Source organism: Collinsella sp. AM09-41 (genome assembly GCF_003473245.1).
GTDB lineage: Bacteria > Actinomycetota > Coriobacteriia > Coriobacteriales > Coriobacteriaceae > Collinsella.
This window is the reverse complement of the sequence record NZ_QRMJ01000001.1, coordinates 274,467-299,517: the sequence shown is the minus strand read 5'-3', so window position 1 is coordinate 299,517 and position 25,051 is coordinate 274,467. Positions and strand designations below refer to the sequence as shown.

Annotated in this window: 31 protein-coding genes; 26 read left to right on the top strand and 5 right to left on the bottom strand. The window is 60.2% G+C overall.

The annotated features are described in order from the left end of the window. Positions 1 to 242: 242 nt before the first annotated feature. Entirely contained in the window at positions 243 to 1,241 is a 999-nt protein-coding gene (locus DW112_RS09855) for a hypothetical protein (protein ID WP_147351824.1), read from the bottom strand. Positions 1,242 to 2,341: 1,100 nt separating this feature from the next. On the opposite strand from DW112_RS09855, the gene DW112_RS01275 reads away from it, so the two are divergent. Further along, positions 2,342 to 3,163 (top strand): 3'-5' exonuclease, encoded by an 822-nt coding sequence (locus tag DW112_RS01275; protein WP_158571718.1) that lies wholly within the window; start codon positions 2,342 to 2,344, stop codon positions 3,161 to 3,163. A 21-nt stretch (positions 3,164 to 3,184) separates the two neighbouring features. On the opposite strand, the gene DW112_RS01270 is transcribed toward DW112_RS01275, so the two are convergent. The 3 genes from DW112_RS01270 to DW112_RS01255 form a co-directional block, all read right to left on the bottom strand. Further along, positions 3,185 to 3,607, bottom strand: coding sequence for a hypothetical protein (locus DW112_RS01270; RefSeq protein WP_118328183.1), 423 nt, complete (start codon positions 3,605 to 3,607; stop codon positions 3,185 to 3,187). 366 nt (positions 3,608 to 3,973) lie between these two features. After that, complete coding sequence (locus DW112_RS09920; RefSeq protein WP_158571717.1) at positions 3,974 to 4,960, bottom strand: hypothetical protein; 987 nt, start codon at positions 4,958 to 4,960, stop codon at positions 3,974 to 3,976. Positions 4,961 to 5,083: 123 nt separating this feature from the next. Beyond that, the gene (locus DW112_RS01255; RefSeq protein ID WP_118328180.1) at positions 5,084 to 5,737 is read right to left on the bottom strand and encodes a transcriptional regulator; all 654 of its coding nucleotides are present in this window, start codon (positions 5,735 to 5,737) and stop codon (positions 5,084 to 5,086) included. Between the two features lie 277 nt (positions 5,738 to 6,014). On the opposite strand from DW112_RS01255, the gene dpaL reads away from it, so the two are divergent. The 5 genes from dpaL (at position 6,015) to hydA (ending at position 12,236) form a co-directional block, all read left to right on the top strand. After that, positions 6,015 to 7,229 carry a diaminopropionate ammonia-lyase gene (gene dpaL, locus DW112_RS01250; RefSeq protein WP_055252227.1) on the top strand — a complete coding sequence of 405 codons (1,215 nt, stop codon included), beginning with the start codon at positions 6,015 to 6,017 and terminating at the stop codon, positions 7,227 to 7,229. 74 nt (positions 7,230 to 7,303) lie between these two features. Then, positions 7,304 to 8,689, top strand: a complete 1,386-nt coding sequence (locus tag DW112_RS01245; protein ID WP_118328179.1) for a YgeY family selenium metabolism-linked hydrolase — start codon at positions 7,304 to 7,306, stop codon at positions 8,687 to 8,689. Positions 8,690 to 8,890: 201 nt separating this feature from the next. Further along, positions 8,891 to 10,093, top strand: coding sequence for a knotted carbamoyltransferase YgeW (ygeW, locus tag DW112_RS01240; protein WP_055252229.1), 1,203 nt, complete (start codon positions 8,891 to 8,893; stop codon positions 10,091 to 10,093). 151 nt (positions 10,094 to 10,244) lie between these two features. Then, positions 10,245 to 10,859 (top strand): nucleotidyltransferase family protein, encoded by a 615-nt coding sequence (locus tag DW112_RS01235; RefSeq protein WP_158571716.1) that lies wholly within the window; start codon positions 10,245 to 10,247, stop codon positions 10,857 to 10,859. Between the two features lie 9 nt (positions 10,860 to 10,868). After that, entirely contained in the window at positions 10,869 to 12,236 is a 1,368-nt protein-coding gene (gene hydA / locus DW112_RS01230; RefSeq protein ID WP_118328177.1) for a dihydropyrimidinase, read from the top strand. 45 nt (positions 12,237 to 12,281) lie between these two features. Here hydA and yqeC read toward each other — a convergent pair whose 3' ends face one another. Next, positions 12,282 to 13,019, bottom strand: coding sequence for a selenium cofactor biosynthesis protein YqeC (gene yqeC / locus DW112_RS01225; protein WP_118328176.1), 738 nt, complete (start codon positions 13,017 to 13,019; stop codon positions 12,282 to 12,284). Between the two features lie 102 nt (positions 13,020 to 13,121). Between yqeC and yqeB the strand changes: the two genes are divergently transcribed. From yqeB to rplQ, 20 genes are all read left to right on the top strand, one after another. Continuing rightward, positions 13,122 to 13,916 carry a selenium-dependent molybdenum cofactor biosynthesis protein YqeB gene (gene yqeB / locus DW112_RS01220; protein ID WP_118328175.1) on the top strand — a complete coding sequence of 265 codons (795 nt, stop codon included), beginning with the start codon at positions 13,122 to 13,124 and terminating at the stop codon, positions 13,914 to 13,916. 9 nt (positions 13,917 to 13,925) lie between these two features. Further along, positions 13,926 to 14,969, top strand: a complete 1,044-nt coding sequence (locus DW112_RS01215; protein WP_118328174.1) for an XdhC family protein — start codon at positions 13,926 to 13,928, stop codon at positions 14,967 to 14,969. A gap of 325 nt (positions 14,970 to 15,294) precedes the next feature. Then, positions 15,295 to 15,852, top strand: a complete 558-nt coding sequence (gene rplE / locus DW112_RS01210; RefSeq protein ID WP_006235260.1) for a 50S ribosomal protein L5 — start codon at positions 15,295 to 15,297, stop codon at positions 15,850 to 15,852. A 79-nt stretch (positions 15,853 to 15,931) separates the two neighbouring features. Continuing rightward, complete coding sequence (locus DW112_RS01205; RefSeq protein ID WP_022094280.1) at positions 15,932 to 16,117, top strand: type Z 30S ribosomal protein S14; 186 nt, start codon at positions 15,932 to 15,934, stop codon at positions 16,115 to 16,117. A gap of 119 nt (positions 16,118 to 16,236) precedes the next feature. Then, positions 16,237 to 16,635 (top strand): 30S ribosomal protein S8, encoded by a 399-nt coding sequence (gene rpsH, locus DW112_RS01200; RefSeq protein ID WP_006235262.1) that lies wholly within the window; start codon positions 16,237 to 16,239, stop codon positions 16,633 to 16,635. Between the two features lie 33 nt (positions 16,636 to 16,668). Further along, positions 16,669 to 17,205: a 50S ribosomal protein L6 gene (gene rplF, locus DW112_RS01195; RefSeq protein ID WP_006235263.1), complete on the top strand. Its 537-nt coding sequence runs from the start codon at positions 16,669 to 16,671 to the stop codon at positions 17,203 to 17,205. 75 nt (positions 17,206 to 17,280) lie between these two features. Continuing rightward, entirely contained in the window at positions 17,281 to 17,649 is a 369-nt protein-coding gene (gene rplR, locus DW112_RS01190) for a 50S ribosomal protein L18 (RefSeq protein WP_006235264.1), read from the top strand. A 14-nt stretch (positions 17,650 to 17,663) separates the two neighbouring features. Continuing rightward, the gene (rpsE, locus tag DW112_RS01185) at positions 17,664 to 18,188 is read left to right on the top strand and encodes a 30S ribosomal protein S5 (RefSeq protein WP_055252236.1); all 525 of its coding nucleotides are present in this window, start codon (positions 17,664 to 17,666) and stop codon (positions 18,186 to 18,188) included. Positions 18,189 to 18,190: 2 nt separating this feature from the next. Further along, the gene (gene rpmD / locus DW112_RS01180; RefSeq protein WP_006235266.1) at positions 18,191 to 18,373 is read left to right on the top strand and encodes a 50S ribosomal protein L30; all 183 of its coding nucleotides are present in this window, start codon (positions 18,191 to 18,193) and stop codon (positions 18,371 to 18,373) included. Between the two features lie 3 nt (positions 18,374 to 18,376). Next, a complete protein-coding gene (gene rplO, locus DW112_RS01175) occupies positions 18,377 to 18,826 on the top strand; it encodes a 50S ribosomal protein L15 (protein ID WP_006235267.1) in 450 nt (149 codons plus the stop codon). Beyond that, a complete protein-coding gene (gene secY, locus DW112_RS01170) occupies positions 18,820 to 20,106 on the top strand; it encodes a preprotein translocase subunit SecY (protein ID WP_035137447.1) in 1,287 nt (428 codons plus the stop codon). The genes rplO and secY overlap by 7 nt, the downstream gene beginning before the upstream one ends. 18 nt (positions 20,107 to 20,124) lie before the next feature. Then, entirely contained in the window at positions 20,125 to 20,751 is a 627-nt protein-coding gene (locus DW112_RS01165) for an adenylate kinase (protein ID WP_006235269.1), read from the top strand. Then, positions 20,748 to 21,536: a type I methionyl aminopeptidase gene (map, locus tag DW112_RS01160; protein ID WP_006235270.1), complete on the top strand. Its 789-nt coding sequence runs from the start codon at positions 20,748 to 20,750 to the stop codon at positions 21,534 to 21,536. The genes DW112_RS01165 and map overlap by 4 nt, the downstream gene beginning before the upstream one ends. Before the next feature lie 104 nt (positions 21,537 to 21,640). Then, positions 21,641 to 21,859 carry a translation initiation factor IF-1 gene (gene infA / locus DW112_RS01155; protein ID WP_035137443.1) on the top strand — a complete coding sequence of 73 codons (219 nt, stop codon included), beginning with the start codon at positions 21,641 to 21,643 and terminating at the stop codon, positions 21,857 to 21,859. A gap of 150 nt (positions 21,860 to 22,009) precedes the next feature. Beyond that, positions 22,010 to 22,123 carry a 50S ribosomal protein L36 gene (gene rpmJ / locus DW112_RS01150; protein ID WP_006363204.1) on the top strand — a complete coding sequence of 38 codons (114 nt, stop codon included), beginning with the start codon at positions 22,010 to 22,012 and terminating at the stop codon, positions 22,121 to 22,123. Positions 22,124 to 22,137: 14 nt separating this feature from the next. Continuing rightward, positions 22,138 to 22,512: a 30S ribosomal protein S13 gene (rpsM, locus tag DW112_RS01145; protein WP_022094275.1), complete on the top strand. Its 375-nt coding sequence runs from the start codon at positions 22,138 to 22,140 to the stop codon at positions 22,510 to 22,512. A 14-nt stretch (positions 22,513 to 22,526) separates the two neighbouring features. Then, positions 22,527 to 22,931, top strand: coding sequence for a 30S ribosomal protein S11 (gene rpsK / locus DW112_RS01140; protein ID WP_006235274.1), 405 nt, complete (start codon positions 22,527 to 22,529; stop codon positions 22,929 to 22,931). 19 nt (positions 22,932 to 22,950) lie between these two features. Then, positions 22,951 to 23,547 carry a 30S ribosomal protein S4 gene (gene rpsD, locus DW112_RS01135; RefSeq protein WP_006235275.1) on the top strand — a complete coding sequence of 199 codons (597 nt, stop codon included), beginning with the start codon at positions 22,951 to 22,953 and terminating at the stop codon, positions 23,545 to 23,547. 32 nt (positions 23,548 to 23,579) lie between these two features. Then, the gene (locus tag DW112_RS01130; protein WP_006235276.1) at positions 23,580 to 24,521 is read left to right on the top strand and encodes a DNA-directed RNA polymerase subunit alpha; all 942 of its coding nucleotides are present in this window, start codon (positions 23,580 to 23,582) and stop codon (positions 24,519 to 24,521) included. A gap of 30 nt (positions 24,522 to 24,551) precedes the next feature. After that, on the top strand, positions 24,552 to 25,034 hold the full coding sequence (rplQ, locus tag DW112_RS01125) for a 50S ribosomal protein L17 (protein WP_089573564.1): 483 nt from the start codon (positions 24,552 to 24,554) through the stop codon (positions 25,032 to 25,034). Positions 25,035 to 25,051: the final 17 nt, after the last annotated feature.

The following is a 25,051-nucleotide window of genomic DNA, read 5'->3' as shown; positions in this document are numbered from 1 at the left end:
GGAAAGCGCATCCCAGTTTGAGTGTTTATTCCGGGATGCGGTTTCCGCTGAAGGACTCAACCGGAAAGCCTGTCCAGCTCTGAGACGGGATTCCGGGACACGCTTTCCGCCAGGCCCGCCATCCGGAAAGTGCATCCCGTTTTGAGCGTCCAGGCTAGGACGCACTTTCCGTTGGCGTGGTCGTTGGGAAAACGCGGCCCAGATAGGGGGATGCGATCTGGCGATGCGTGGCCTAGCAGCTCCTACAGGTCTACCTCGTTGAGCCATGTCGGCAGCGCGGTCTGCCGGATGCCTGCCGTCTGCAGCTTTTTGGCGAGCATTCCTGCCGGGCGGACCTCGTTCATGGTAAAGCGCAGCAGAGGGTGGCCGTAGAGCGATAGGTGCGCCTCGCGCTGTCGTTCGGCAACGAGCGCCTCGGCGGTGGTGCGTCCGGCCAGCATGGTCTGGTCGGTATATTTGATGAGCCCGTCGAGCTCGCCCAGCGTGAGTTCCTGCGCCTGGCGCTCCCAGGCAAAGTCCGTTCGTATGGGTTTGGCCGAATCGAAGGGGTCCGTCAGCTCGTATTGAAGCCAGTCGGGTGCAAAGCCCGTCTCGATCATGACGGCTCGGGCGACCGATTCTCCACCACTCTCGGCGCGGGCGTCGGCATATCGAAGTGTTGTGAGGGCGGTGCGAATCGCGCGACCATTGCAGGCGGTCGCTCGTTGCTCGACGGCCTCCATCAGCTGTTCCCGCGCAAGGCCGAGCTTTGAGATCGTCGAATCGGCAATGGGCATGCCGTCGGCAAAACCGGTCTGCAACAGGCAATCTGTGACCGTTTGGATGGGCGGCGTTACCGATATGCCGGCTCTGCGTATTGCTCCGGCCGGCTCAATCTGGTGCCGCTGAATATGTGCGCCCGGGCGAGCCGACGGCTTTGTCGAGCTGCAAACATGCACGACATTCAGGTGTCGCCACGAGACCTCGAGCCCCAGCAGGCAAGCTGCCGAAAACGAGCAGAACGTCCAATCGGGGTGGATGATCGCAAGGGCGCGGAGGATTTCGCAATGGCGTTGCGCTCGGTTGAGTTCATCCCAGCGCGTTTTTCGCGCAAACAACCCCGGCATGGGCGAGACAACCGTGCCGCCGGTGCGCCGAAGGAGCGCTTTTCGGATTGCCGTGCTCGGGGGAATCAGACAGCGCCCCTCTTGTTCGGCTTGAGTGAGCAGTTGGTCGATGAGTTGGTCATTGCAATGGGTCATGAGCTACCGCCTCCTTTTGGGTAGCAAAAAACGTATCAGCCGCAACTTGCCGCCCAACTGACCAAAAGCTGACCAAAATCTAACCATGCAGGTAGATGGCCTGTTTTCGGCGACATTTTTACATTCGAATCGGTGGGCGGTGATTGGCTCCCGTGAACGGCAACAAGTTATGAAGACCTGGTAAGTTTAGGGACGTGTACTTTTTCGAAAAACGGTAGTCTCTCCGCGGAAAGTGCATCCCAGAATTAAGCCTCGGAACGGGATGCATTTTCCAGTAGATGCTTCAGTGGAAAGTTCATCCCAGAATTCAGGCTCAGAACGGGACACGCTTTCCGGATGGCATGCTTGGCGGAAACTACGACCCAGTATTTGGCTCCAGAACGGGACAACCTTTCCGAATCGGTCTTCAAGCGGAAACTACGCCCCGGATTTGACCTTCAGACCGGGATGTCGTTTCCGGTTGAGGCCTCGAGCGGAAAGCGCATCCCATAATCCCCAATGGCACCGCAGCGCATTTCGTGTCCGCGTGGGCGTTTGCGCCGGTCGTCGAATGACGTTATAGCTGGCTATATTATGGGTAGCTATAATGTTCGACTTTTCGACAACCCTCGGCCTGTGGCAGAGCATGGGTCGCCAATCAAGGCGGCGGTTGCCGAGGCCTCGTTACCGAAAATCCATTTGTTAAACCTGGCACCCGTGGGTAGAATAAAGTCGACGGCAGCCCAAGTAGTGAAGAGCTGGGCAGCGCCGTTACTCAGTTTAAGGGGTCAATGCCTTAACGGCGTCGACCCCTCTTTTTATGCTTCGAATGCTGCTTGAGTGCCTCGGAAAGTTCGATAAGCGCCGTGAAGAGCGAGACCAAAGCAACCAAGAGCTCTACGAGCTCTGATGGGCCCGGGATGACCTCTGATTCAAGTCACCGGGCCTAAATCTTTTTCAGGCATTTGAATAGAGCGGGCGATTCTCTTGGGGCCGTCTGCATGGCGTATGCCTGGCGCGCGTGGCATTGCGTCCCGCTTTTGTGTCCGCACGGGCGCCTATCCTTACGGCAATGTAGCCGCCTATGTAACGAGCGGCAGTTGACGGAGAAAGGCCCAACCGTGTCAGCTGAAAAGACGCCGTGTATCTCGGCTATCGATACGACGAACTTTGCGCGCCAGATTGTGCTGGACTTTGAGTTTGCGCCGGTGCCAAAGCAGCGTCAGCGCCGTGGACTGTGCAATGAGATTATCGAGGCCGGCACCGTCAAGCTCGATTACCACGGCAACGTTATGGGCGAGTTCTCGCAGTTTGTACAGACGGAATTTACCGAAGGCGTTGCGTTCCCCGTCCGCGAGCTCACAGGGATATCGGCCGTGGGCACCGCGATGGCCGATCCGCTCTACATGGTGATCAAAAGGCTCAGCGATTGGATCGGGCGCTACTCCGCCCAGGTGGTCTGTTGGAGCGGGGCGGATCGTCGACAGCTTTTGATCGAGTGTCAAGCAAAGCACATCGATCTTTCCGCATTTCCTACGGACTGGGCCGACCTGCAGGCGTTTTACACCTCGATCATGGACATGAGCAGCCACGGGTGCGTCTCTTTGAGTGACGCAGCGACGTGGTTTGGCATCGAGTTCGACGAGTCGACGGGTCACGCCCACAGCGCCCTAGCCGATGCGCGCGTGACCGCCAAGCTGCTCAAGCAGATGATGGACGGGGACTACCGCGTGAGCCCGCGCGCCCAGGAGGTCCGTCAACGGTGGGGGATGGGCGAGCGAGCTCAGACGCGCCTTTCCAGCAAGTGCTCCGAGCTGGGCGACCTGCTGCTAAAGCTGAAGGCGGAGGGGGTAGGCCTTTTGAGAACGCCATTCGGTTTGGCATGGCGGGGCTGTAAGCGCGAGCCCGCCCTGCTGTTTGAATCGAAGCGTCAACCAGTATGACGAGCTGTCTGGTCTGTCTGCCTACGCCCCCGCGATCCCGCGCGCCACGCTCAGCAGCTCGTACTCCCTCTGACTCCACTGGCGTAGCTCGGCTGCGTCGACGGCATCGCGACACAGATCCAGGAACACCTCGGCGCTCTCGCAGAAATACTTGCGGGCAAAGTCGACCGAGCCGTCCGCGATGCACGCGCCGTCGGCAAAGAGCTTCCGGCTAGATGGCTCACGCGAGTCGTCTCCGAGTGGCTTGATCTGCAACACATGCGGATTGCCAGCAGCACAGAGCTTTTCCTCGAGCTTCTGTACCGTAAAGCGCATCTGGTGGGAGAGGCTGCTCTTGATCATGGCCGAGGCGTAGCCATTTGGCTTATCCAGAAGATGCATGTGATTCGGTTTGACGATCAGGTTGTGGAAGTTACGCTCGCTGCGCACAGAGAAATTGTCCATACGGACTCCTTTCATCGATGTTGGCAGGGCCACCGTGCCTCTTGGCCGGTTGGCGTCGGAATCGTGGAGCCAACTCTCTACCCCGACTCTGGATAAAACACGCCCGCTCCTTGCGGGCACGATGGAGTCTATCAACGTGTACGGACAGAAATCAGGCACCGCTTGCGAAATGACGCGCGGGCGGCGCTTGATTTCGCCGGCTGTCGCTAGGCTTAAATCAGAAAAAGTGTCGAAATCAGCCGTGTAAAAGTACGGAAAAGTGTCGAAATAGGCACCTTAAAACTTCGGAAAAGTGTAGCTGGATGACAAAACAGCACTTAGAAGCCGGTGCTGGATGCGGGATCCTGCGGCCGCCTTCAGCTCTCGCTACTCATCGTCCCCGTCGTTGGGGTCGCCCTTGAGGGTGTTGATGTCCAGATACTCGTCATCGTCCTCTTTTTGCTGGGTCTCCGACTCCGCTTGGGTGGGGCCGGAGAACAGCCGGAATCCCTCAAACGCAATGACGCCGAGCAGGGCAATGACAATGGCGATAAAGGCAACCTTGACTGCCTGCGGAAATTCCGAGAAACGCAGCGCCTTTTCCTCGGCGTAATAATCGGCAAAGCGCTCTTCGCCCGTGCTTTTGGTATACGCCGGCGCGGACGCGGCCTCCGGGTCATATTCCGGTGCAGGCGTGGCAGCGTACGGATCGTTGAGATAATCGCTCGATGCGGTGCCATAATCCTCGGTCTCGATGCGACCGGTGCCAGCGTAGCCATCGGAATAATCGGAATATGCCGCACCGCCCTCATAGTCCGCGGCGCTCGTGTTGGCGGCAAAAAGCGGGTTAACTGGAACGTCGAGCGCCGGCATGCCGGTAGAGGTCTCATCCAGATCGGCTGCAGCCCAGGAATCGTAGGCAACCTGATGGGCAACGGGCTCATCGAGCCTTGTGACCGGAGGCTTGCGTGCCGCAGGAACAGGCAACTGCTGGGCGCTGTACATAACGGTGCTGTCGGCCGATTTGCTCCGCGTCGCTGCAGCGAGAAATGCCGCCGTCTCGGACGGGTCGCTTGCGGGGCGGGGAGCAGGCGTGGGCGCCGAAATGGGTGCGGGCGTAGGCGCGGGCGTCGAAACAGGCGGCTGCGCAGGAGTCGGCGCAGATGCGGGCTTAGGCGCAAGTGCGGGATTGGGGCTTGACGGGCGAGCCCCGCCACCCATGAGTTCGTCGGCGGTCCACGGGCGATCATCCATCACGTCGTCAAGGCTCAGCGAAAACAGGTCGTCTTCACCCTCATCGAACATGCGGTGCACATGTCCACCAATTGCCGGAATCAATCCGCGACCGGTGCATGATGCCTTGCTCAACGCCATTCTGTTCCACCCTTTCGAAATACTAATGACATCGATTATATGGAACTTCCCAAGCGGTTCGGTCTTGGATTCGAGCTTTCCAGAACTCGCGCCCAAAAGGGGAGGGGCAATCTAGGCGAGTGCCTACTTGTCGTCGGCCGCCGCCTTGGCCTCATTGAGGTAGCTATAGAAGCTGTACTTGGAGATGCCAAAGAACTCGCAGGCGCGTTCGCTCGACTTGGAAATGAGGAAGGCGCCGCGACGGTCGAGGTAGCCAATGGCACGAATGCGCTCGTCTTTGGTCATGAGCGCCGCGGGCTTGCCCACAAACTGCTCGCACTCGTGCAGCAGGTCCTCGAGCAGATCGCCGATGTTCTTGGTAATGGGCTCGGGCTCGGTGTAGCCCGTGCCGCCGGTGCCGGTAAAGGCGTCGAGCGAACGCTCAAAAGCTTTCATGAGCGTAATGTCAAAGTTAATGCCCAAAATGCCGACGGGCTTGCCCTCGTCGTTGCGGATAAAGATGGTCGAGGACTTGAGCAGCTTGCCATCGGCGGTTTTGGTGAGGTACGGCTCGCGGTCGTGCACGTCGGCGGTGCCCTCGTGCATGGATTCAAGCACAATATGGCTGGGGCCGTCACCCAGTTTGCGCCCGCTGACGTGGCCGTTTTCGATCACTACGATGGAGTGGTCCACGTCATCGGTCTCCAGATCGTGGACGACGATTTCGCAGTTGGGGCCAAATTGGAGCGCCAGGCCGTGTGCAAGGCGCTTGTAGAACTCAATCTGTGCGGGGGTCATGGGTGCCTTCCTAAAAATTAGTTTGGGCTCACTGTGCCATAAACCCCACTTGTTCGCAAATAACGAAAGCGTCGCTGTGTTATGTGACCGTTCGGCGGCGAAAAGGTACCGATTACGGCAACAAACAATTTGTTAGGTTTTCCAATCAAAAAGTGTGATAGAACAGTGCTAACAAACTTTTTGTTTGGCATCCACATAAAAGTTCAGCCGTGTGAATGGGATCGGGCTGAAACGCGTATGCGGGGGCCGGCAAGAGAGGACTTAAGGAGTTCACCGTATGGCCGATAAGATCCAGTGGGCGGGCAACACGATGCCCAAGAGCGATGATAAGCACTTGGGAATCATGAGCCTCGACCACGTGAAGAAGGCCCGCGCCTTCCACCAGTCGTTCCCCCAGTACACCGTTACTCCGCTTGCCCGCCTGGACGGCCAGGCCGCGCGCCTGGGCCTGTCCAACCTGTGCGTTAAGGACGAGAGCTATCGCTTTGGCCTCAACGCCTTTAAGGTCCTGGGCGGCTCGTTTGCCATGGCCAACTACATTGCCGACGAGACCGGCAAGGACGTTGCCGAGTGCACCTTCGATTACCTGACCTCCGATCAGCTTGCCAAGGACTTTGGCCAGGCCACCTTCTTTACCGCTACCGATGGCAACCATGGCCGTGGCGTGGCATGGGCTGCCAACAAGCTGGGCCAGAAGGCCGTCGTGCACATGCCCAAGGGTTCCACCAAGCCCCGCTTCGATAACATCGCCGCCGAGGGCGCCACGGTGACCATCGAAGAGGTCAACTACGACGAGTGCGTGCGCATGGCCGCCGCCGAGGCCGACGCCTGCGAGCGCGGCGTCATCGTTCAGGATACCGCCTGGGAGGGCTACGAGAAGATCCCGTCCTGGATCATGGAGGGCTACGGCACCATGGCTTCCGAGGCTGCCGAGCAGCTGCGCGAGATGGCCATCAACCGCCCGACGCACGTCTTTGTCCAGGCTGGCGTGGGCTCGCTCGCCGGCGCCGTGGTGGGCTACTTCACCAACCTGTATCCCGATAACCCGCCCACCTTCGTCGTGGTCGAGTGCGCACCGGCCGCCTGCCTGTACAAGGGCGCTGCCGCCGGCGACGGCGACCCGCGCATCGTGGACGGCGACATGCCCTCCATCATGGCCGGTCTGTGCTGCGGCGAGCCCAACATTCTGGGTTGGGATATCCTGCGCAACCACACCACCGCCTTCGTGTCCTGCCCCGACTGGGTCACCGCTCGCGGCATGCGCACCCTGGGCGCTCCCGAGAAGGGCGACCCGCGCGTTATCTCCGGCGAGTCCGGCGCCGTGACCACCGGTCTGGTCGAGACCCTTATGCTCGATCCCGAGTACGCCGAGCTCAAGGAGCTCATCGGCCTGGACAAGACGAGCTCCGTGCTCTGCTTCTCCACGGAAGGTGACACGGACCCCGACCAGTATCGTCGAATTGTTTGGGAAGGCGAATATCCCACTTGCTAATCGTTGGGGCGGAGTAAATAGGTATCGCTCCGCCACCTCACAGGTAGATTCCTTCGTTTGAAAGGTTATGAACAATGGCTAAAGAACTCGATTACGACGCTATCAAGGCTGCTGCGGAGTCCCATCGTGCTGATATGACTCGCTTCCTGCGCGCTATGATCTCCCATCCCTCTGAGTCCTGCGAGGAGGGTGAGGTTGTTGCCTGCATCAAGGCCGAGATGGAGAACCTTGGCTATGACGAGGTCAAGGTCGACGGCCTTGGCAACGTTATGGGCTTTATGGGCGAGGGCGACAAGATCATCGCCATCGACTCCCACATCGACACCGTCGGCATCGGCAACATCGAGAACTGGGATGCCGATCCCTATGAGGGCTACGAGACCGACGAGATCATCTACGGCCGCGGTGGCTCCGACCAGGAGGGTGGCATGGCTTCTGCTACCTACGCTGCCAAGATGATGAAGGACATGGGCCTCATCCCCGAGGGCTACAAGATCATGGTCGTCGGCACCGTCCAGGAAGAGGACTGCGACGGCATGTGCTGGCAGTACATCTACAACAAGGACGGCATTAAGCCCGAGTTCGTCATTTCCACCGAGCCCACCGATGGCGGCATCTATCGCGGTCACCGCGGCCGCATGGAAATCCGCGTCGACGTTCACGGCACCTCCTGCCACGGTTCCGCTCCCGACCGCGGCGATAACGCCATCTACAAGATGGCCGACATCATCGCCGACGTCCGCGCCCTCAACAACAACGGCTGCGACGAGTCGACCGACATCAAGGGCCTCGTCAAGATGCTCGACCCCAAGTACAACCCCGAGCACTTCGAGGATGCCCGCTTCCTGGGCCGCGGCACCTGCACCGTCAGCCAGATCTTCTACACCAGCCCCAGCCGTTGCGCCGTGGCTGACTCCTGCGCCATCTCCATCGACCGTCGCATGACCGCCGGTGAGACCTGGGAGTCCTGCCTAGACGAGATCCGCAACCTGCCGGCTGCCAAGAAGTACGGCGACGACGTGAAGGTCTCCATGTACATGTACGACCGTCCGTCCTGGACCGGCGAGGTCTACGAGACCGAGGCTTACTTCCCCACGTGGATCAACAAGGAGACCGCTCCGCACGTCAAGGCCCTCGTCGACGCCCACAAGGCCATGTTCGGTGACGAGCGCATCGGCTGCGAGCCCAGCATGGACAAGCGCACCGGTCGTCCGCTGTGCGACAAGTGGACCTTCTCCACGAACTGCGTTTCCATCCAGGGCCGCTATGGCATCCCCTGCGTCGGCTTCGGCCCGGGTGCCGAGTCTCAGGCTCACGCTCCCAACGAGGTCACCTACAAGGACGACCTGGTCACCGCTGCCGCCATGTATGTGGCTGCCCTGAACCTCTACGATCCGAGCCAGGCCGATGGCGACGCCACCGTGTTCCGCGCCGGTCTGACCAACAACAAGATCGATTAGTCCCATTCCTCGATCTTGTTGAGCCGGGGACAGCTCGTGTCCCCGGCACCCCCTGTTGACTTGGGGCCCGCGGTCGTTATCTCCCATGCTTCCTCAACGGTAGCGGGTCCTCGTCATAGTGCTCTGCATGTTCTAGCCACACGCGCATGCCGGAGCACATCTACTCATTGCAATCGTTTCATCTTTGGAAAGGATATTTACATGGACGCCAAGTTTACCGAGCTCGTCGAGCAGCTGAACGGCCTCGATTTTAAGGGCATGTACGGCAGCGACTTCCTGCACACCTGGGATAAGACCACCGATGAGCTCAAGGCGCTCTACATCGTCGCCGACGCCCTGCGCGAGCTGCGCGAGAACAACGTTTCGTCCAAGATCTTCGATTCGGGTCTGGCCGTCTCCCTGTTCCGTGACAACTCCACCCGTACGCGCTTCTCCTTCTCTAAGGCAGCCAACCTGCTCGGCCTTGAGCTGCAGGACCTGGACGAGAAGAAGTCCCAGATCGCTCACGGCGAGACCGTCCGCGAGACCGCTACCATGATCTCCTTCATGGCCGACGTCATCGGCATCCGCGACGACATGTACATCGGCAAGGGCGACGCCTACATGGCCGAGGTCTCCGAGTCTGTCCAGCAGGCCTACGAGGACGGCGTTCTGGATCACCGTCCCACGCTCATCTCCCTGCAGTCCGACTCCGATCACCCCACGCAGTCCTCTGCCGACATGCTCTACCTCATCAACGAGTTTGGCGGCCTTGAGAACCTCAAGGGCAAGAAGGTTGCCGTCACCTGGGCCTATTCGCCTTCTTACGGCAAGCCGCTGTCCTGCCCGCAGTCGCTGATCAGCCTGCTGCCCCGTTTTGGCATGGACGTCACCCTGGCCCACCCCGAGGGCTACGACCTCATGCCCGAGGTCGTCGAGCGCGCCAAGGGCTATGCCGCCGAGTCCGGCACCACCTTTAAGCAGGTCAACACCATGGCCGAGGCCTTCGAGGGCGCCGACATCGTGATCCCCAAGAGCTGGGCTCCGTTTGCCGCCATGGAGAAGCGTACCAACCTGTACGCCGAGGGCGACGACGCCGGCATCGCAGCACTCGAGAAGGAGCTGCTCGCCCAGAACGCCACCCATCAGGACTGGTGCTCCACGACCGAGCTCATGGAGAAGACCGCCAACGGCCAGGACACCATCTTTATGCATCCGCTGCCCGCCGACATCTCCGGTGTCTCCTGCGAGCACGGCGAGGTCAACGCCGACGTCTTCGACATGCACCGCGTGGGTATGTACAAGGAGGCCAGCTACAAGCCGTACGCCATCGCAGCCATGATGTTCCTGCAGAAGGTTGCCGATCCCGCTGCTACCCTTAAGGCCCTCGACGAGCGCAACACCGCCCGTTGGTTCCAGGCCTAAAGCCGGGTTGAGGTAAGCCATATAAGGGGGCGCTCTGCCAACCGGCGGGGTGCCCCCTTTTTTGCATCGCGGGCGTGCAGGATAAGCGCTTTCGATGCAGGTGTCCCGCGGCGCGAGTTATGGGTACGATGGTTTCAGGGGAGGTATCGCCATGAAACTTGGTTGCGTCATTATGGCTTCGGGCGAGGGCAAGCGGTTTGGCTCTAACAAGATGCTCGCCGATATCTATGGCGAGCCGCTGATTGCCCGGACCATTGATTCGGTTCCCCGGGGCTTTGACGTTGTGGTTTCGACGCGTTGGCCCGAGGTCGCTCAGATTTGTGATGACAAGCATTGCCCGTGCGTGCTGCACGATGGCGAGCTGCGCAGCGAAAGCGTCCGTGCGGGCCTTTCGTGGGGAGTCGAACGCAACTGGAAAGGTTGCCTCTTTTTGCCGGGCGACCAACCGCTCGTGAGTTCGGATTCTTTTGAGGCTATGGTTCGTGCATTTGACGAGCGTGGCCGCAAGCATCCGGTGCGTCTTGCGTGCAACGGTGAGCCTTCGAGCCCGGTGCTCTTTCCGGCGGAACTGTTCGATGCACTTATGTGTCTTGAGGGTAAGGACGGCGGCGGTTCGATCCTCAAAGGTCGCGTCGACGTTGCGCTGGTCGAGGCGCGTGCGTACGAGTTGTGGGATGTCGATACCGCCAAGGGACAGCGGCGCATAACGGAGCATATCGCCGCCTGCTCGTATTTTGATCACGTGGCAAACTGCATCAATCAATAAGGAGCAATTATGATCATCATCAAAAACGGCGCGCTCGTGACGCCCCAGGGGCTTCGCCGCGCCGATCTTGCCATGGATGGCGATAAGATCGTGCGGATCGCCGCGGCGATTGAGCCGGCCGAGGGCGATACCGTCCAGGATGCCGCGGGCTGCTGGGTGTTCCCCGGCTTTATCGATGCCCACACGCACATGCAGTGCTGGACCGGCATGGATTGGACGGCCGATAGCTTCGAGACCGGTACGCGTGCGGCTGCCTGCGGCGGTACGACGACCATTGTGGACTACGCCACGGCCGATCGCGGCGTGACCATGCCCGATGCCTTGGCCGAGTGGCATCGCCGTGCCGACGGAACCTGCACGGCCAACTACGCTTTTCATATGGCACTCGCCGAGTGGAACGAGCGCAATCGCGCCGATCTTTCGGCCATGCGCGAGGCGGGCGTATCGTCATTCAAGACCTACTTTGCCTACGATCATCTGCGCCTGGACGATGCCGAGACGCTCGAGGTGCTCGAGGAGCTCAAGCGCCTGGGCGGTATCCTGTGCGTGCATTGCGAGAACGGTACGCTGGTGAATGAACTGCAGAAGCGCGTGTTTAAGCAGGGTATCCACGGGCCCGAGGGCCATGCGCTCAGCCGTCCGGATGTGTGCGAGGCCGAGGCAGTGAGCCGGCTGCTGTATCTGGCTCACTTGGCCGGGGATGCTCCGGTCAACGTGGTGCACCTTTCGACCAGGCTGGGGCTCGAGGCCATTCGCGCTGCCAAGGCGCGCGGGCAGAAGAATATTTATGTCGAGACCTGTCCTCAGTATCTGATGCTCGACGATACTTGCTACTTGGAGCAGGGCGAGGACGGCTTTGCGGGTGCCAAGTATGTGATGAGCCCGCCGCTGCGCCATGCCGGCGACCGTGCGGCCCTGCGCGAGGCGATTGTGGCCGGCGAGATCGATACCATCGCCACTGACCACTGCAGCTTTAATCTGCACGGGCAAAAGGACCGCGGGCGTGACGACTTCCGCGCGATTCCCAACGGCGGGCCCGGTGTGGAGCATCGCCCCGTTGCGATCGCTACGAGCTTTGAGGGACAGCTGGGTCCTGAGGATCTGTGCCGCTTGATGAGCGAGAACCCGGCGCGCGTCTTTGGCATGTATCCGCGCAAGGGCTGTCTTGCCGAGGGCTCCGATGCCGACGTGTGCGTGTGGGATCCCAAGGCGCGTTGGACAATTAGTGCCGCGACGCAGCATCAGGCTGTGGACTACACGCCGCTCGAGGGCTTTGAGGCACACGGCCGCGCCAAGGCCGTGTTTGTGAACGGCGTGCTGGCCGCGCGCGACGGCGAGCCCACCGGGGCCCAGCCCGGTCGCTACGTGCCCCGCTAACAGGAAGGCCGCCGGGGTAGCTAAAAGAGCCCCGTCCCAAATTAGCTACCCCTGGAGGCTGGTGGCGACGATGGGGCGGTCGAGAGCTGCCTCGAAGCGGTCGGCCATCGTGGGGTCGCTGAGCGTGTCGACTTGGTTGAGCATGATGCGCGCGGCGTCGAGCCCCAGCCCCTGCAGCTCGGCATTGAGCACCTGGGCGACGCGCTCGGGCGTGGCGATGTCGGTGAGCTCGCAGCCGCAACGTTCGCAAAAGAGCTCGGGGCGGTGGACGGCTTCGTTGATGGGCTTGCCGAGCCCCGAGGCGCCGACGACCCAGACAACGTTTGCCGTGGCGGCGGGAATTACCGGCTCCCAGGCGGCGTGGGCCTTGAGCGGGAGCCGCTTGCTGCCGTCCGCTTCAGCCAAGACGTAGCTAAAGCGCTGCGCCAGCTCGCCGAGCGGCTCGGCGGGGGCGGAGAGCTTGCCTGTCTCCGGGTCCAAGACGCCTGCCTGGCAGATGCTTCCGCGCGCAAGGCCCGCGCGGGCCTCGCAGGTGCAGCCTGGGGTGTGTAAGGCGCCCGGCTTCCAAGGCGCGGCGTCCAGGCGACGGCTCGACCCGTCCCATGGCACGCCGGCGACGGGAAACATATGCGTGGTGGTGCAGAGGAGCACGCGGCCGCCAGCGCGCATGAGCTCGAGACCCATCGTCTTGAGCAAGGTCGACTTGCCTCCGCTGCCGATAATCGCGGTAATGCCCGGCTCGATCCTGAGCGCCGAGGCAAGATTGCCGCTAACCGTTTCCATCTGTTCACCGCCGTATAATACTGTGATAATAAATAATCATCAGAGTAGCGGTCGAACCGCTTTTGCTCTGATCAAACCGTAGCACAGGGAGGTGCCCCGGGAATGCTCGTTTATGTTCGCGGCGCTGGCGATATCGCCACGGGCGTCGCCGCTCGCTTGGTGCGCTCCGGCGTGTCGGTCGTTATGGCCGATATCGCGGTCCCCACGTGCATCCGCCGCACAATCAGTTTTTGCGAGGCCATTCGCCTGGGCGAGGTCGAGGTCGAAGGCATTCACGCTCGCTTGGCACAGACGCCGGCTGAGGCGCTCGAGATTACCCAAGCGGGAGACGTCGCCGTTGTGGTGGACCCCCAGGCCAAGATGCTCGGCGAGCTGAAACCCTCTGCCGTGGTCGACGCGATTCTGGCCAAGCGCAACCTAGGTACCACGTGCGACATGGCGCCTGCCGTCATCGCCGTGGGGCCGGGCTTTACCGCGCCGGTTGACTGCGACGCCGTGGTCGAGACCATGCGCGGGCATTTCCTGGGCCGTGTCATTACCCAAGGTTCGCCCCAGCCCAACACGGGCGTGCCGGGCGTCATCGCCGGCTATGGCAAGGAGCGAGTCATCCACAGCCCCGCCGCCGGCGTGTTTCGGTCCGACCGCGCAATCGGCGACATCGTGAGCGCCGGAGACGTGATTGGCTACGCGGGCGATACGCCCATGTGCACGCAGATCGATGGCTGTCTGCGCGGGCTTTTGGCGAACGGCGTGCAGGTGACTGAGGGCTTTAAATGCGCCGATGTCGATCCGCGCGGCGATGCCAGCTATATCAACTACATTTCGGACAAAGCGACGTCGGTCGGCGGCGGCGTGCTCGAGGCACTCGCTATGCTCACCGATGTCTTTAGAGGATAGAAGGCGGCAATGGAAAAGCTCGATGTTGTGAATGCGGCGCTTGCCGCCCTGCGTGCTGGCGAGACGTGCGAGCTGGTGGTAGTGGCCGGTACGGCGGGGTCGTCCCCGCGCGGTGTGGGCGCATGGATGACTGTCTTTGCCGATGGCAGCCAAGCGGGCACTATCGGCGGCGGCAAGATTGAGCTCTTTGCGCTGGACGAGGCGCGCGAGCTGCTGGCCGGGGGTAAATCGCGTCTGGTCCGCTACACCATGGGCGGCGAGAACTCCGATACCGGCATGATTTGCGGCGGAGCCATCTGCCTGTGCTACCTGCATCTGGATGCGACCCAGGCACCGTTGTTCCAGTCGGTTGCCGACGTCTTGGCCTATCGGCGCATCGGCGACTTCGTCATCGACTTTGAACCGTTTATCGCAAGTGCGCATGAAGGCGACGTTGCCGAATACCATGGCGAGGAGTCGCGCCGCACCATAATGGGCTGCCCCGAGCTTTCGCTGGTGGAGGAGGGGAGTAAGGTCACCTACACCAACGCGGCCTCCGAGATTCCCGCGGCGCACATCGAGACGCTCTGCCCCGAGGGCCTGACCTATATCTTTGGCTGCGGCCACGTGGGTGCTGCGACGGCGCGGGTGCTCACGGCGGCGGGCTTTGCCGTCGTGGCTTGCGACGACCGCCCCGGCACACTGACCCCCGAATGGGTGCCCGGTGTCTACGACCGTCGTCTGGTCGACTACAAGAACCTGAGCAAGCAGTGCCCCATCGGCCCGCGTGACCTAGTGGTCGTCGCCACGGCGGGTCACAAGTCCGATATTGACGTGGTGATTCAGGCCATGCACGCCAAGCCCGCCTATCTGGGCTGTCTGGGTTCGCGCCGCAAGACGGCCTTTGTGCGCGCCCGCCTGGAGCAGGAGGGCTTTACGCAGGACCAGATCGACGAGCTGCACCTGCCGATCGGTGTCGCCATCGAGGCCGAGGACCCCGAGGAGATCGCCATCTCCATCGCTGCCGAGATGATCCACCTGCGCCGCACCAAGCTCGTCCCCCGCAAGCGCTAATCGCATCCCCATATATGAGTTGCGGTGAAATACGGACTGTTAAAGCCTGTTAAGCCGTCAAACGGTCCCTATTTCACCGCAACTGCCATTTTCCTCCGTCCCCTAGGGATCAATATGTGCGGGGGAGTTGTGGAGTTGTGCAGGCAGACGAGGTTTTTCTGGAAATACGCTCCCGATGCGCGTATAGTACCGATTGTTTTGTCGGCTCCTGCTGCGTCGAGTCCAAACCGCGAAATGCCATGAGCGGCGCGGATGCAGCCAGGAGGCACGAGGACAACCCATCGTGGCCACGCCCCGTGCTTAAAACCCCAAGAAGGAGTGAACAATGGCAGAAGAGAAGTATGTGCCGCGTCTGAAGACCAAGTACAACAACGAGGTCAAGCAGCAGCTTCAGGACAAGTTCCAGTACGAGAACGTCATGATGATCCCCAAGTTTGAGAAGATCGTCGTGAACATGGGTGTCGGCGAGGCCGCTACCGATTCCAAGGCCATCGACGGTGCCGTGCGCGACCTGCGCGCCATCACCGGCCAGCAGCCGATGATCACCCGTGCCCGCAAGTCCATCGCTACCTTCCGCCTGCGCGCTGGTATGCCGATCGGCTGCAAGGTTACCCTGCGTGGCGACCGTATGTGGGAGTTCTTCGATCGTCTGACCTCCGTCGCGATCCCCCGTATCCGCGACTTCCGCGGCATCTCCGCCAAGAGCTTCGACGGTCGTGGTAACTTCTCCATGGGCGTCACCGAGCAGCTCATCTTCCCCGAGATCGACTTCGACTCCGTCGATCACCAGCGTGGTATGGACATCACTTTCGTGACCACCGCCAACACCGATGAGGAGGCCAAGGCCCTTCTGGACGCCTTCGGTTTCCCGTTCAAGAAATAGGTTCACCTGCCCTATGAGCGCCGTTCCCAGAAGGGGGCGGCGCTTGGGGCGAACAATACTCTATGTGAGGAGGATATAAGTGGCTAAGACATCGATGATCGTCAAGTGCAATCGCAAGCAGAAGTTCTCTACTCGTGAGTACACGCGCTGCCAGCGCTGCGGCCGTCCGCACTCTGTGTACCGCAAGTTCGGCCTGTGCCGTGTCTGCTTCCGCGAGCTTGCACTCAAGGGCGAGCTTCCCGGCGTTAAGAAGGCCAGCTGGTAAGTCACTACCAGCGTTTCAAGCATCAGTTTGGAACAGGGAAAACGCGCTAAAAAGGCTTTGCCGTTAAGGGCGGCGAAGAACCAAGAGCACGTGTTCATCAAGAACGAAGGAGAATCTGTATGAACCTTACAGACCCGATCGCAGATATGCTTACGCGCATCCGTAACGCTAACTCTGTGAACAAGGCCACGGTCTCCATGCCGAGCAGCAAGAAACTCGTCGAGATCGCTCGTGTTCTGCACGAGGAGGGCTACATCGAGGGCTACGATGTCGAGGACACCGTTCCCCAGAAGACTCTGCACATCACGCTTAAGTATGGTCCCAAGAAGGCTAAGGTCATCAACGGCATCCGCCGCATTTCCAAGCCGGGCCTGCGTAAGTACACCGGCGTTGCCGACATGCCCCGCGTCCGCGGTGGCCTTGGTACCGCCATTATTTCCACCAGCCATGGCGTTATGACCGACCGCGATGCTCGCAAGCACAACGTCGGCGGCGAGATCATCGCTTACGTCTGGTAATTCGCTCGGTAGGTAGAAGGAAAGGAGATCACCGTGTCTCGTATCGGTAATAAGCCTGTCCAGATTCCCGCCGGAGTCGAAGTGGCAGTCAACGGCAACAACGTTGTCGTCAAGGGCCCCAAGGGCCAGCTCGAGCTCGATGTCTTTGAGAAGCTCGCTATCAACGTCGAGGACAACGTCCTCACCGTTTCCCGTCCCGACGACGAGCGTGAGACCCGTGCCCGTCACGGCCTCACCCGCGCCCTCATCCACAACATGGTTGTTGGCGTTTCCGAGGGCTTCGAGAAGAAGCTCGAGCTCGCCGGCGTCGGTTACCGCGTGCAGCAGAAGGGCAAGAACCTCGAGTTCTCCCTGGGCTTCTCGCACCCCGTGATCGTCGAGGCTCCCGAGGGCATCACCTTCGAGGTTCCCGACAACACCCACGTGAACGTCAAGGGTATCAACAAGCAGCAGGTCGGTCAGATCGCCGCTGAGATCCGCGGCCATCGTCCTCCCGAGCCTTACAAGGGCAAGGGTATCCACTACGTTGGCGAGCACATCCGCCGCAAGCTGGGTAAGGCCGCCAAGTAGTCGTAACCGACTCACTCGCATAAGACCAGCACCCCGTCAGGTGCTGGCAAGATCAACCTTTTTAGGAGTTTACGTATGAACAAGCATAAGGCGAAGCTGGAAGGCCTCAAGCGTCGTCAGCGTCGTGTTCGCGGCAAGGTCTCGGGTACCTCCGAGCGTCCGCGTCTTCGCGTGACCCGTACCAACGCCAACATCTATGCCCAGATCATCGACGACAGCAAGGGCTCCAGCCTGACGCTCGTCTCTGCCTCGACCCTCGAGGCCGAGTTCAAGGGCACCCACACCTCGAACAAGGAGGCTGCGGAGAAGGTCGGTCAGCTCGTTGGCAAGCGCGCCATCGAGGCCGGCATCACCAAGGTCGCCTTCGATCGCGGTGGCCGTATCTACCATGGCCGCGTCAAGGCCCTCGCCGACGGTGCTCGTGCCGCCGGTCTCGAGTTCTAGGAGGTATGTAGCACATGGCTCGTAATCAGAAGCAGCAGCGCGAGGCCTCCGAGTTCGAGGAGCGCGTCGTTTACATCAACCGCGTGTCGAAGACCGTCAAGGGTGGTCGTCGCATGAGCCTCGTCGCTCTCGTCGTCGTTGGCGACGGCAAGGGTAACGTCGGCGTTGGCATGGGCAAGTCCGCTGAGGTGCCCCTGGCCATCTCCAAGGCGTCTCTCGATGCCAAGAAGAACATGTTCCACGTGCCGGTGACCGAGCAGGGCACCATCCCGCACGAGGTTCTCGGCCACTTTGGTGCCGGCCGCATCATCATCAAGCCCGCTGTCGAGGGTACCGGCGTTATCGCCGGCGGCGCTGTGCGTCCCCTCTTTGAGCTTGCTGGCATCAAGAACGTCCTGTCCAAGTCCCTCGGTACCGACAACGGCCTCAACATCATCAAGGCTGCCGTCGAGGGCCTCAAGGAGCTCTCCAGCCCTGAGGACGTCGCGGCTCGCCGTGGCCTGACGGTCTCCGAGATGTTCGTCGGTAAGGAGAACTAAGCATGGCTGACACCATCAAGATCAAGCAGGTCCGCAGCACCAACGGTTGCAAGCAGGACCAGGTCCGTACTGTCCGTGCCCTCGGTCTCCACAGGATCCGCGAGGTTCGCGAGATTGCTGACAACGAGTCCGTCCGCGGCATGATCTTCAAGGTCAAGCACCTTGTCGAGATTGTAGAGGAGTAGCAAATGCAGCTTCACGATCTTACTCCCGCGCCCGGTTCCACCAAGAACCGTAAGCGCGTCGGCCGTGGCAATTCTTCGGGTCACGGCACCACTTCTGGCCGCGGCCAGAAGGGCCAGGGTTCCCGCTCTGGTGGCACCAAGGGTGCCGGCTTCGAGGGTGGCCAGACTCCGCTGGCTATGCGCCTGCCCAAGCTTCCGGGCTTCCGCAACCCCCGTCGTATCGAGTACACCGCTGTTAACGTTGAGCGTCTCGAGCGTAAGTTCGAGGACGGCGCTGTAATCGACGGTGCCGCTCTTAAGGCCGCTCGCATCACCAAGAGCGAGTTCGAGCCCGTCAAGGTGCTCGGCAATGGTGAGCTCACCAAGAAGTTCACGGTCAAGGTCGACAAGGTCAGCGCTTCTGCGCAGGCCAAGATCGAGGCCGCTGGCGGAAAGGTCGAGCTGCCGTGCTAAATGGTCTTAAGAATGCTTTCCGCATCAAAGAATTGCGCGAAAAGATTCTTTTTACCATAGCTATGCTCGTCGTGTACCGCATTGGTGCGCACGTTCCTGTGCCCGGCATTCCCTTCCAGGGGATGCTGGGCCTTTTCTCGACCGATAACAATTCGGTCGCCGCAGGTGCTATGGCCCTCCTGAATCTTTTCTCTGGCGGCGCGTTGAGCTATGTGTCGGTGTTTTCGCTGGGCATCATGCCTTACATCACCAGCTCGATCATCCTCCAGATGCTCCAGGCCGTCGTGCCTTCCCTGCATGAGCTTGCCCGCGAGGGCGAGGTCGGTCAGACCAAGATTACGCAGTATTCGCGTTACCTCACCCTGGCTCTGGCAATCCTCAACTCCGTGGGTTACCTCTTCCTCTTTAAGAGCTTCGGCATCAGCTTCAATGGCGCCGGCGCTCCCGAGATCATCTTCGACCTCATGATCGTCGGTACGCTCACCGCAGGCGCTATGCTGATCATGTGGATTGGTGAGCTCATCACCCAGCGCGGTATCGGCAATGGCATGTCGCTGATCATCTTTGCGAACATCATGGCCGGTCTGCCGCAGGCGATCTTCTCCAGCACCGAGGGCAATGCCGGTGGCATCATCACCATGGTGATCATCTGCGCCATCATCCTGCTGGTTATCCCGCTGATTGTTTTCCTTGAGCGCGGCCAGCGCCGCATCCCGGTCTCTTACGCCAAACGCGTCGTGGGCCGTCGCATGATGGGTGGCCAGACCACCTACCTGCCCATCAAGGTCAACACCGCGGGTGTCGTGCCGATCATCTTCGCTTCGGCGCTGCTGTACTTCCCGGCTCAGATTGCCGTGTTCTTCCCCGGCATCGGCTGGATTCAGGCAGTTGCCTCCGCGCTTTCGACCGGTTGGCTCAACTGGGTGCTTAACGTTGTCCTCATCGTGTTCTTCGCATACTTCTACACCTCCATGGTGTTCAACCCCGATGACACGGCCGATAACCTTAAGAAGCAGGGCGGCTTTATTCCGGGCGTGCGTCCGGGTAGGGCTACCGCGGCCTACATCAAGAACGCGCTCAACAAGATCACGCTTCCCAGCGCTGTCTTTTTGGCGCTCATCGCCATCGTGCCTTCGATCATCTTCTCCTTCACGGGTAACCATCTGATCCAGGCTTTTGGCGGAACGTCCATCCTCATCATGGTCGGCGTCGTGCTCGACACGGTCGATAAGCTCGAAGGCCAGATCAAGATGTATGATTACGATGGATTCTTTAAATAGGCTAGAGGAGGATTGCTCATGAACCTCGTATTGCTCGGAGCTCCGGGTGCCGGTAAGGGTACCGTCGCACAGGAGCTCGTCGCCGAGTTTGGCGTCGCCCACATTTCCACGGGCGACCTGCTGCGTGCTGCCGTCAAGGGCGGCACCGAGCTTGGTATTCAGGCTAAGAAGTACATGGACGCTGGCGAGCTCGTTCCCGACCAGCTCGTGATCGACCTTGTCAAGGAGCGCCTTGCCGCCGATGACGCCCAGCAGGGCTTCATTCTCGACGGCTTCCCGCGCAACACCGCCCAGGCTGTGACGCTCGATTCCGAGCTCTCCGCCATGGGTCGCGAGATCGATTGCGCCCTTCTGGTCGATGTGGCCCCTGAGGTCATTATCGATCGTCTGTCTTCGCGTCGCACCTGCCGCGCCTGCGGTTACACCGGCACTGCTGCCGATGCCACCTGCCCCAAGTGCGGTGGCGAGATGTATCAGCGCGACGACGACAAGCCCGAGACCATCAAGAACCGTCTCGACGTCTACGAGAAGTCCACGAGCCCGCTCGTCGACTACTATCGTGGCCAGGGTCTGCTCAAGTCGGTCAACGGTGACCAGGCTCGCGAGACCGTGTACGGGGATGTCAAAGAGGCTCTCGGTCTATGATCAAGATTAAGTCTGCAACGCAAATCGAGCAGATGAAGAAGGCAGGAGCGCTATCTAAGATGGCGCTCCGCCACGTTGGAGCCATGGTGCGCCCCGGCGTTTCGACTTTTGAGCTCGATCAGCTCGCGGAGCAGATTATCCGCATGCATGGCGGCACCCCTGCCTTTAAGGGTTACGGCGGGTTCCCGGGGACCATTTGCGCATCGATCAACGATGCCGTGGTCCACGGTATTCCCAACCCCGACATGATTCTGCGCGATGGCGATATCATCTCCATCGATACGGGAGCCGTTGTCGACGGTTGGGTCGGCGATAACGCATGGACGTTTTTCGTCGGCACCCCCACGCCCGAAGCCAAGGCTTTGTGCGAGGTCACGCGCGATTGCCTTAAGGCTGCCATCGAGCAGGCTGTTCCCGGTAACCATATCGGGGACGTCGGTTATGCCGTTCAGTCCCTTGCCGAGTCTCACGGTTACGGCGTGCTTCGTGATTATGTGGGTCATGGCATTGGCCGCGTGATGCACGAGGACCCCAACGTTCCTAACTATGGAAAGAAGGGGAGGGGCGTTCGCCTCCAGGCCGGCATGGTCATTGCCATCGAGCCGATGGTTACGATGGGTTCCAACCATGTGAGCACGGGCTCCGACGGTTGGATTGTTACGACCAACGACCACCTGCCCGCCGCGCACTACGAGAACACCGTCGCCATTACCAATGACGGTCCGGTGATTCTCACCACGGATGCCCAGGGTGCTTGGTGTTCGCTCCAAGGCGGAGAAATGTAACAAGTTCCACTTAGTTGTGGAGCCATTACGAAGTTATTACGATGCGTGCATACGTGTTGTAGAATACTCAATCGCTGTCGTTTTCTAGAGAAAGATGATTGCTTGTGAAGAAGGAAGACGCAATTGAGCTCGAGGGTACGGTAAAGGAACCGTTGCCCAATGCCATGTTTAAGGTTGAGCTCGAGAACGGTCATTCGGTTCTGTGCAACATTTCTGGCAAGATCCGAATGAATTACATCCGTATTCTCCCCGGTGACAGGGTTGTCGTGGAGCTTTCCCCGTACGACCTGACCCGCGGCCGCATCACCTATCGCTACAAATAGCGGCACGCATACACGCACTCCATTTCCGACTGCAGGCTTAGCTCAACCTACGGTCGGATTGTGTGTGAAGACCAGCCATAGTTTTAAACGCCTGCGGCTGGGCGAGTAGATAGTAGGGAAGTAGTTTGAGCGCTACCGAAAGGAAGAACGATGAAGGTACGTCCTTCGGTCAAGAAGATGTGCGATAAGTGCAAAATCATTAGGCGCCATGGCAAGGTCCTCGTCATTTGCGAGAACCCCCGTCATAAGCAGCGTCAGGGTTAAGAGAGGAGACTACGTTGGCCCGTATTAATGGTGTCGACCTCCCGCGTGAGAAGCGCGTTGAGATCGGTCTGACCTACATTTACGGCATCGGCCGCACCACTGCGACGAAGATCTGCGTCGAGTGCAACGTTAACGTGGATACGCGCGTTAAGGACCTCACCGAGGATGAGGTTAACGCCATCCGCGATTATATCGATAAGAACCAGATCATGGTTGAGGGCGACCTCCGCCGTGAGCGCAACCAGAACGTCAAGCGCCTTATGGACATCGGCTGCAACCGCGGCCTTCGTCACCGCAAGGGCCTCCCGGTCCGCGGCCAGCGCACCCACACTAACGCTCGTACCCGCAAGGGCCCGAAGCGTCAGATCGGTGCTAAGAAGAAGAAATAAGGAGCGCTAGATAGATGGCTACTGCTAAGAAGAACGTTCGCGCTGCCCGTCTGAAGCGCGCGGACCGTAAGAACATTTCCGTGGGCCAGGCTCACATTCGTTCTACGTTCAACAACACGATCGTTTCGATCACCGATCCCCAGGGCAACGTCATTTCCTGGAAGTCGGCTGGCCAGGTGGGCTTCAAGGGCTCCCGTAAGTCCACGCCGTTCGCTGCCCAGATGGCTGCCGAGGCTGCTGCCAAGCAGGCCATGGAGCACGGTATGAAGAAGGTTTCCGTCTTCGTCAAGGGCCCCGGCTCCGGTCGTGAGACCGCCATCCGCTCCCTCCAGGCTGCTGGCCTCGAGGTCTCGAGCATCCAGGACAAGACCCCCATTCCGCACAACGGCTGCCGCCCCAAGAAGCGTCGCCGCGTGTAACTGAAAGGATCGTATCAATATGGCAATCGACAGGACTCCTGTTCTTAAGCGCTGCCGTCAGCTCGGGATCGATCCCGCTGAGCTCGGTTACAGCAGCAAGAAGGAATCTATCCGTCAGCCCAAGCGCCGTCGCAAGGAATCTGAGTACGGCATGCAGCTGCGCGAGAAGCAGAAGGTCAAGTTCATCTATGGCGTTCTGGAGAAGCAGTTCCACGGCTACTTCAACAAGGCCCGCAAGATGAACGGCGTCACCGGTGAGAACCTCATGATCATCCTTGAGTCTCGCCTTGACAACGTCGTCTTCCGTCTTGGCTTTGCCCGCACCCGCAAAGAGGCTCGTCAGTCCGTCCGTCACGGTCACTTCACCGTGAACGGCAAGCGCGTGGACATCCCGTCCTACCGCGTCAAGGCCGGCGACGTCGTCGCTGTCGGCGAGAAGTTCCGTGACCTCCTCCCCATCAAGGAGGCCCTGATTTCCTCCGAGCGCTTTGAGGTCCCTGGCTGGCTCGAGGTCGATATCGAGAAGCTGTCTGGTAACGTGCTCGCTCTGCCGACGCGTGAGCAGATCAGCGGTGATATCAACGAGCAGCTCATCGTCGAGCTCTACTCTAAGTAGTCCATCCGGGCTGCTGAGGCTGGAGGTAATACATGTCAGAATTCATTAGGCCTCAGGTTCAGGTCGAAGAGATCAACGAGACGTCTGCTCGTGTCTCCGTCGAGCCGCTCGAGCGTGGCTACGGCGATACGCTGGGTAACTCCCTTCGCCGCGTACTTCTGTCCTCGCTCGAGGGTGCCGCCGTCGAGGCTATTCAGATCGATGGTGCACAGCACGAGTTCATGACCATCCCTAACATGGTCGAGGATGTCACCGACATCGTCCTGAATGTCAAGGGTCTTGTCTTCAGGGCTCTCGGCACGACCGACGAGGCGACCGCCACCATTTCTGTTGACGGCCCCTGCGAGGTCACCGGTGCGGACTTCTTTATTCCGTCCGAGTTTGAGCTGGTCAACCCCGAGCAGCACATCGCTACGCTTACCGAGGGTGGCCATCTCACCATGAGCATGCGCATCGGCTATGGCCGCGGCTATGTCTCTGGCGAGGCTAACAAGCGCGACAACGATCCCATCGGTGTGATCCACGTCGACTCGCTGTACTCGCCGGTGTCCCGTTGCGCCAAGCTCGTTGAGGCTTGCCGTGTCGGTCAGCACACCGACTACGACCGCCTTGTCCTCGAGATCGAGACCAACGGCTCCATCGCTCCGCGCGACGCCGTGGTCCAGGCTGCCAATATCATCAACCAGCATATGGCTGCCTTTATGAACCTTGCCGAGACCCCCGAGGTCGAGGAGGAGGCTTCGATCTTCGCTCCCGAGGTCACCAACGACAACGCCGAGCTGGACAAGCAGATCGAGGATCTGGACCTTTCCGTCCGTTCCTACAACTGCCTTAAGCGCGCCAGCATTCACTCGGTCCGTCAACTCGTTGAGTTCTCGGAGAACGATCTGCTCAACATCCGTAACTTCGGTGTTAAGTCGATCGAGGAAGTGAAGGACAAGCTTGAGTCCATGGGCCTGAGCCTGAAGGCTTAATGCTTCGCATATTTGAGGAGAAACTAGACCATGCGTCACAACGTTAAGAAGGGCCTGAAGCTCGGCACCGATGCGAGCCACACCAAGGCCATGAAGAAGAGCCTTGCTAAGGCCCTCTTCGAGAACGACCGCATCAAGACCACCGAGACCCGCGCTAAGGCGCTGCGTTCGGTCGTCGATCCGATCATCACTTGGGCCAAGAAGGGCGACCTGCACTCTCGTCGTCTGGCTATCGCCAAGCTCGGCGATAAGCAGCTCGTTGCCGAGATCTTCGACAAGGCTGCTCAGGGCATGTGGCAGGACCGCAACGGCGGTTACACCCGCATCATGAAGCTCGGTAACCGCAAGGGCGACAACGCTCCCATCGTTATCATGGAGCTCGTCACCGAGCCTTGCACGCCTAAGGCCAAGAAGGCTGCTCCGGCCCCCAAGAAGGCCGCTGCTCCCAAGAAGGTCGAGGCTGTCGAGGAGACCGCTGCCGAGGAGGCTCCTGCTGAGGAGACCGCTGAGTAGACATTCCGTCTGCATAG

Bases quoted from the DNA above. Each gene is read 5' to 3' on its own strand.
- DW112_RS01130 (WP_006235276.1), top strand. From the start codon at position 23,580: ATGTCAGAATTCATTAGGCCTCAGGTTCAGGTCGAAGAGATCAACGAG.
- rplO (WP_006235267.1), top strand. From the start codon at position 18,377: ATGCAGCTTCACGATCTTACTCCCGCGCCCGGTTCCACCAAGAACCGT.
- yqeB (WP_118328175.1), top strand. From the start codon at position 13,122: ATGCTCGTTTATGTTCGCGGCGCTGGCGATATCGCCACGGGCGTCGCC.
- DW112_RS09855 (WP_147351824.1), bottom strand. From the start codon at position 1,241: ATGACCCATTGCAATGACCAACTCATCGACCAACTGCTCACTCAAGCC.
- rplR (WP_006235264.1), top strand. From the start codon at position 17,281: ATGAACAAGCATAAGGCGAAGCTGGAAGGCCTCAAGCGTCGTCAGCGT.
- DW112_RS01255 (WP_118328180.1), bottom strand. From the start codon at position 5,737: ATGACCCCCGCACAGATTGAGTTCTACAAGCGCCTTGCACACGGCCTG.
- rpmJ (WP_006363204.1), top strand. From the start codon at position 22,010: ATGAAGGTACGTCCTTCGGTCAAGAAGATGTGCGATAAGTGCAAAATC.
- DW112_RS01235 (WP_158571716.1), top strand. From the start codon at position 10,245: ATGAAACTTGGTTGCGTCATTATGGCTTCGGGCGAGGGCAAGCGGTTT.
- rpsH (WP_006235262.1), top strand. From the start codon at position 16,237: ATGAACCTTACAGACCCGATCGCAGATATGCTTACGCGCATCCGTAAC.
- DW112_RS01245 (WP_118328179.1), top strand. From the start codon at position 7,304: ATGGCTAAAGAACTCGATTACGACGCTATCAAGGCTGCTGCGGAGTCC.
- rpmD (WP_006235266.1), top strand. From the start codon at position 18,191: ATGGCTGACACCATCAAGATCAAGCAGGTCCGCAGCACCAACGGTTGC.
- rpsK (WP_006235274.1), top strand. From the start codon at position 22,527: ATGGCTACTGCTAAGAAGAACGTTCGCGCTGCCCGTCTGAAGCGCGCG.
- yqeC (WP_118328176.1), bottom strand. From the start codon at position 13,019: ATGGAAACGGTTAGCGGCAATCTTGCCTCGGCGCTCAGGATCGAGCCG.
- dpaL (WP_055252227.1), top strand. From the start codon at position 6,015: ATGGCCGATAAGATCCAGTGGGCGGGCAACACGATGCCCAAGAGCGAT.
- map (WP_006235270.1), top strand. From the start codon at position 20,748: ATGATCAAGATTAAGTCTGCAACGCAAATCGAGCAGATGAAGAAGGCA.
- rpsE (WP_055252236.1), top strand. From the start codon at position 17,664: ATGGCTCGTAATCAGAAGCAGCAGCGCGAGGCCTCCGAGTTCGAGGAG.
- rpsD (WP_006235275.1), top strand. From the start codon at position 22,951: ATGGCAATCGACAGGACTCCTGTTCTTAAGCGCTGCCGTCAGCTCGGG.
- hydA (WP_118328177.1), top strand. From the start codon at position 10,869: ATGATCATCATCAAAAACGGCGCGCTCGTGACGCCCCAGGGGCTTCGC.
- DW112_RS09920 (WP_158571717.1), bottom strand. From the start codon at position 4,960: ATGGCGTTGAGCAAGGCATCATGCACCGGTCGCGGATTGATTCCGGCA.
- DW112_RS01215 (WP_118328174.1), top strand. From the start codon at position 13,926: ATGGAAAAGCTCGATGTTGTGAATGCGGCGCTTGCCGCCCTGCGTGCT.
- DW112_RS01270 (WP_118328183.1), bottom strand. From the start codon at position 3,607: ATGGACAATTTCTCTGTGCGCAGCGAGCGTAACTTCCACAACCTGATC.
- rplE (WP_006235260.1), top strand. From the start codon at position 15,295: ATGGCAGAAGAGAAGTATGTGCCGCGTCTGAAGACCAAGTACAACAAC.
- rplQ (WP_089573564.1), top strand. From the start codon at position 24,552: ATGCGTCACAACGTTAAGAAGGGCCTGAAGCTCGGCACCGATGCGAGC.
- DW112_RS01165 (WP_006235269.1), top strand. From the start codon at position 20,125: ATGAACCTCGTATTGCTCGGAGCTCCGGGTGCCGGTAAGGGTACCGTC.
- ygeW (WP_055252229.1), top strand. From the start codon at position 8,891: ATGGACGCCAAGTTTACCGAGCTCGTCGAGCAGCTGAACGGCCTCGAT.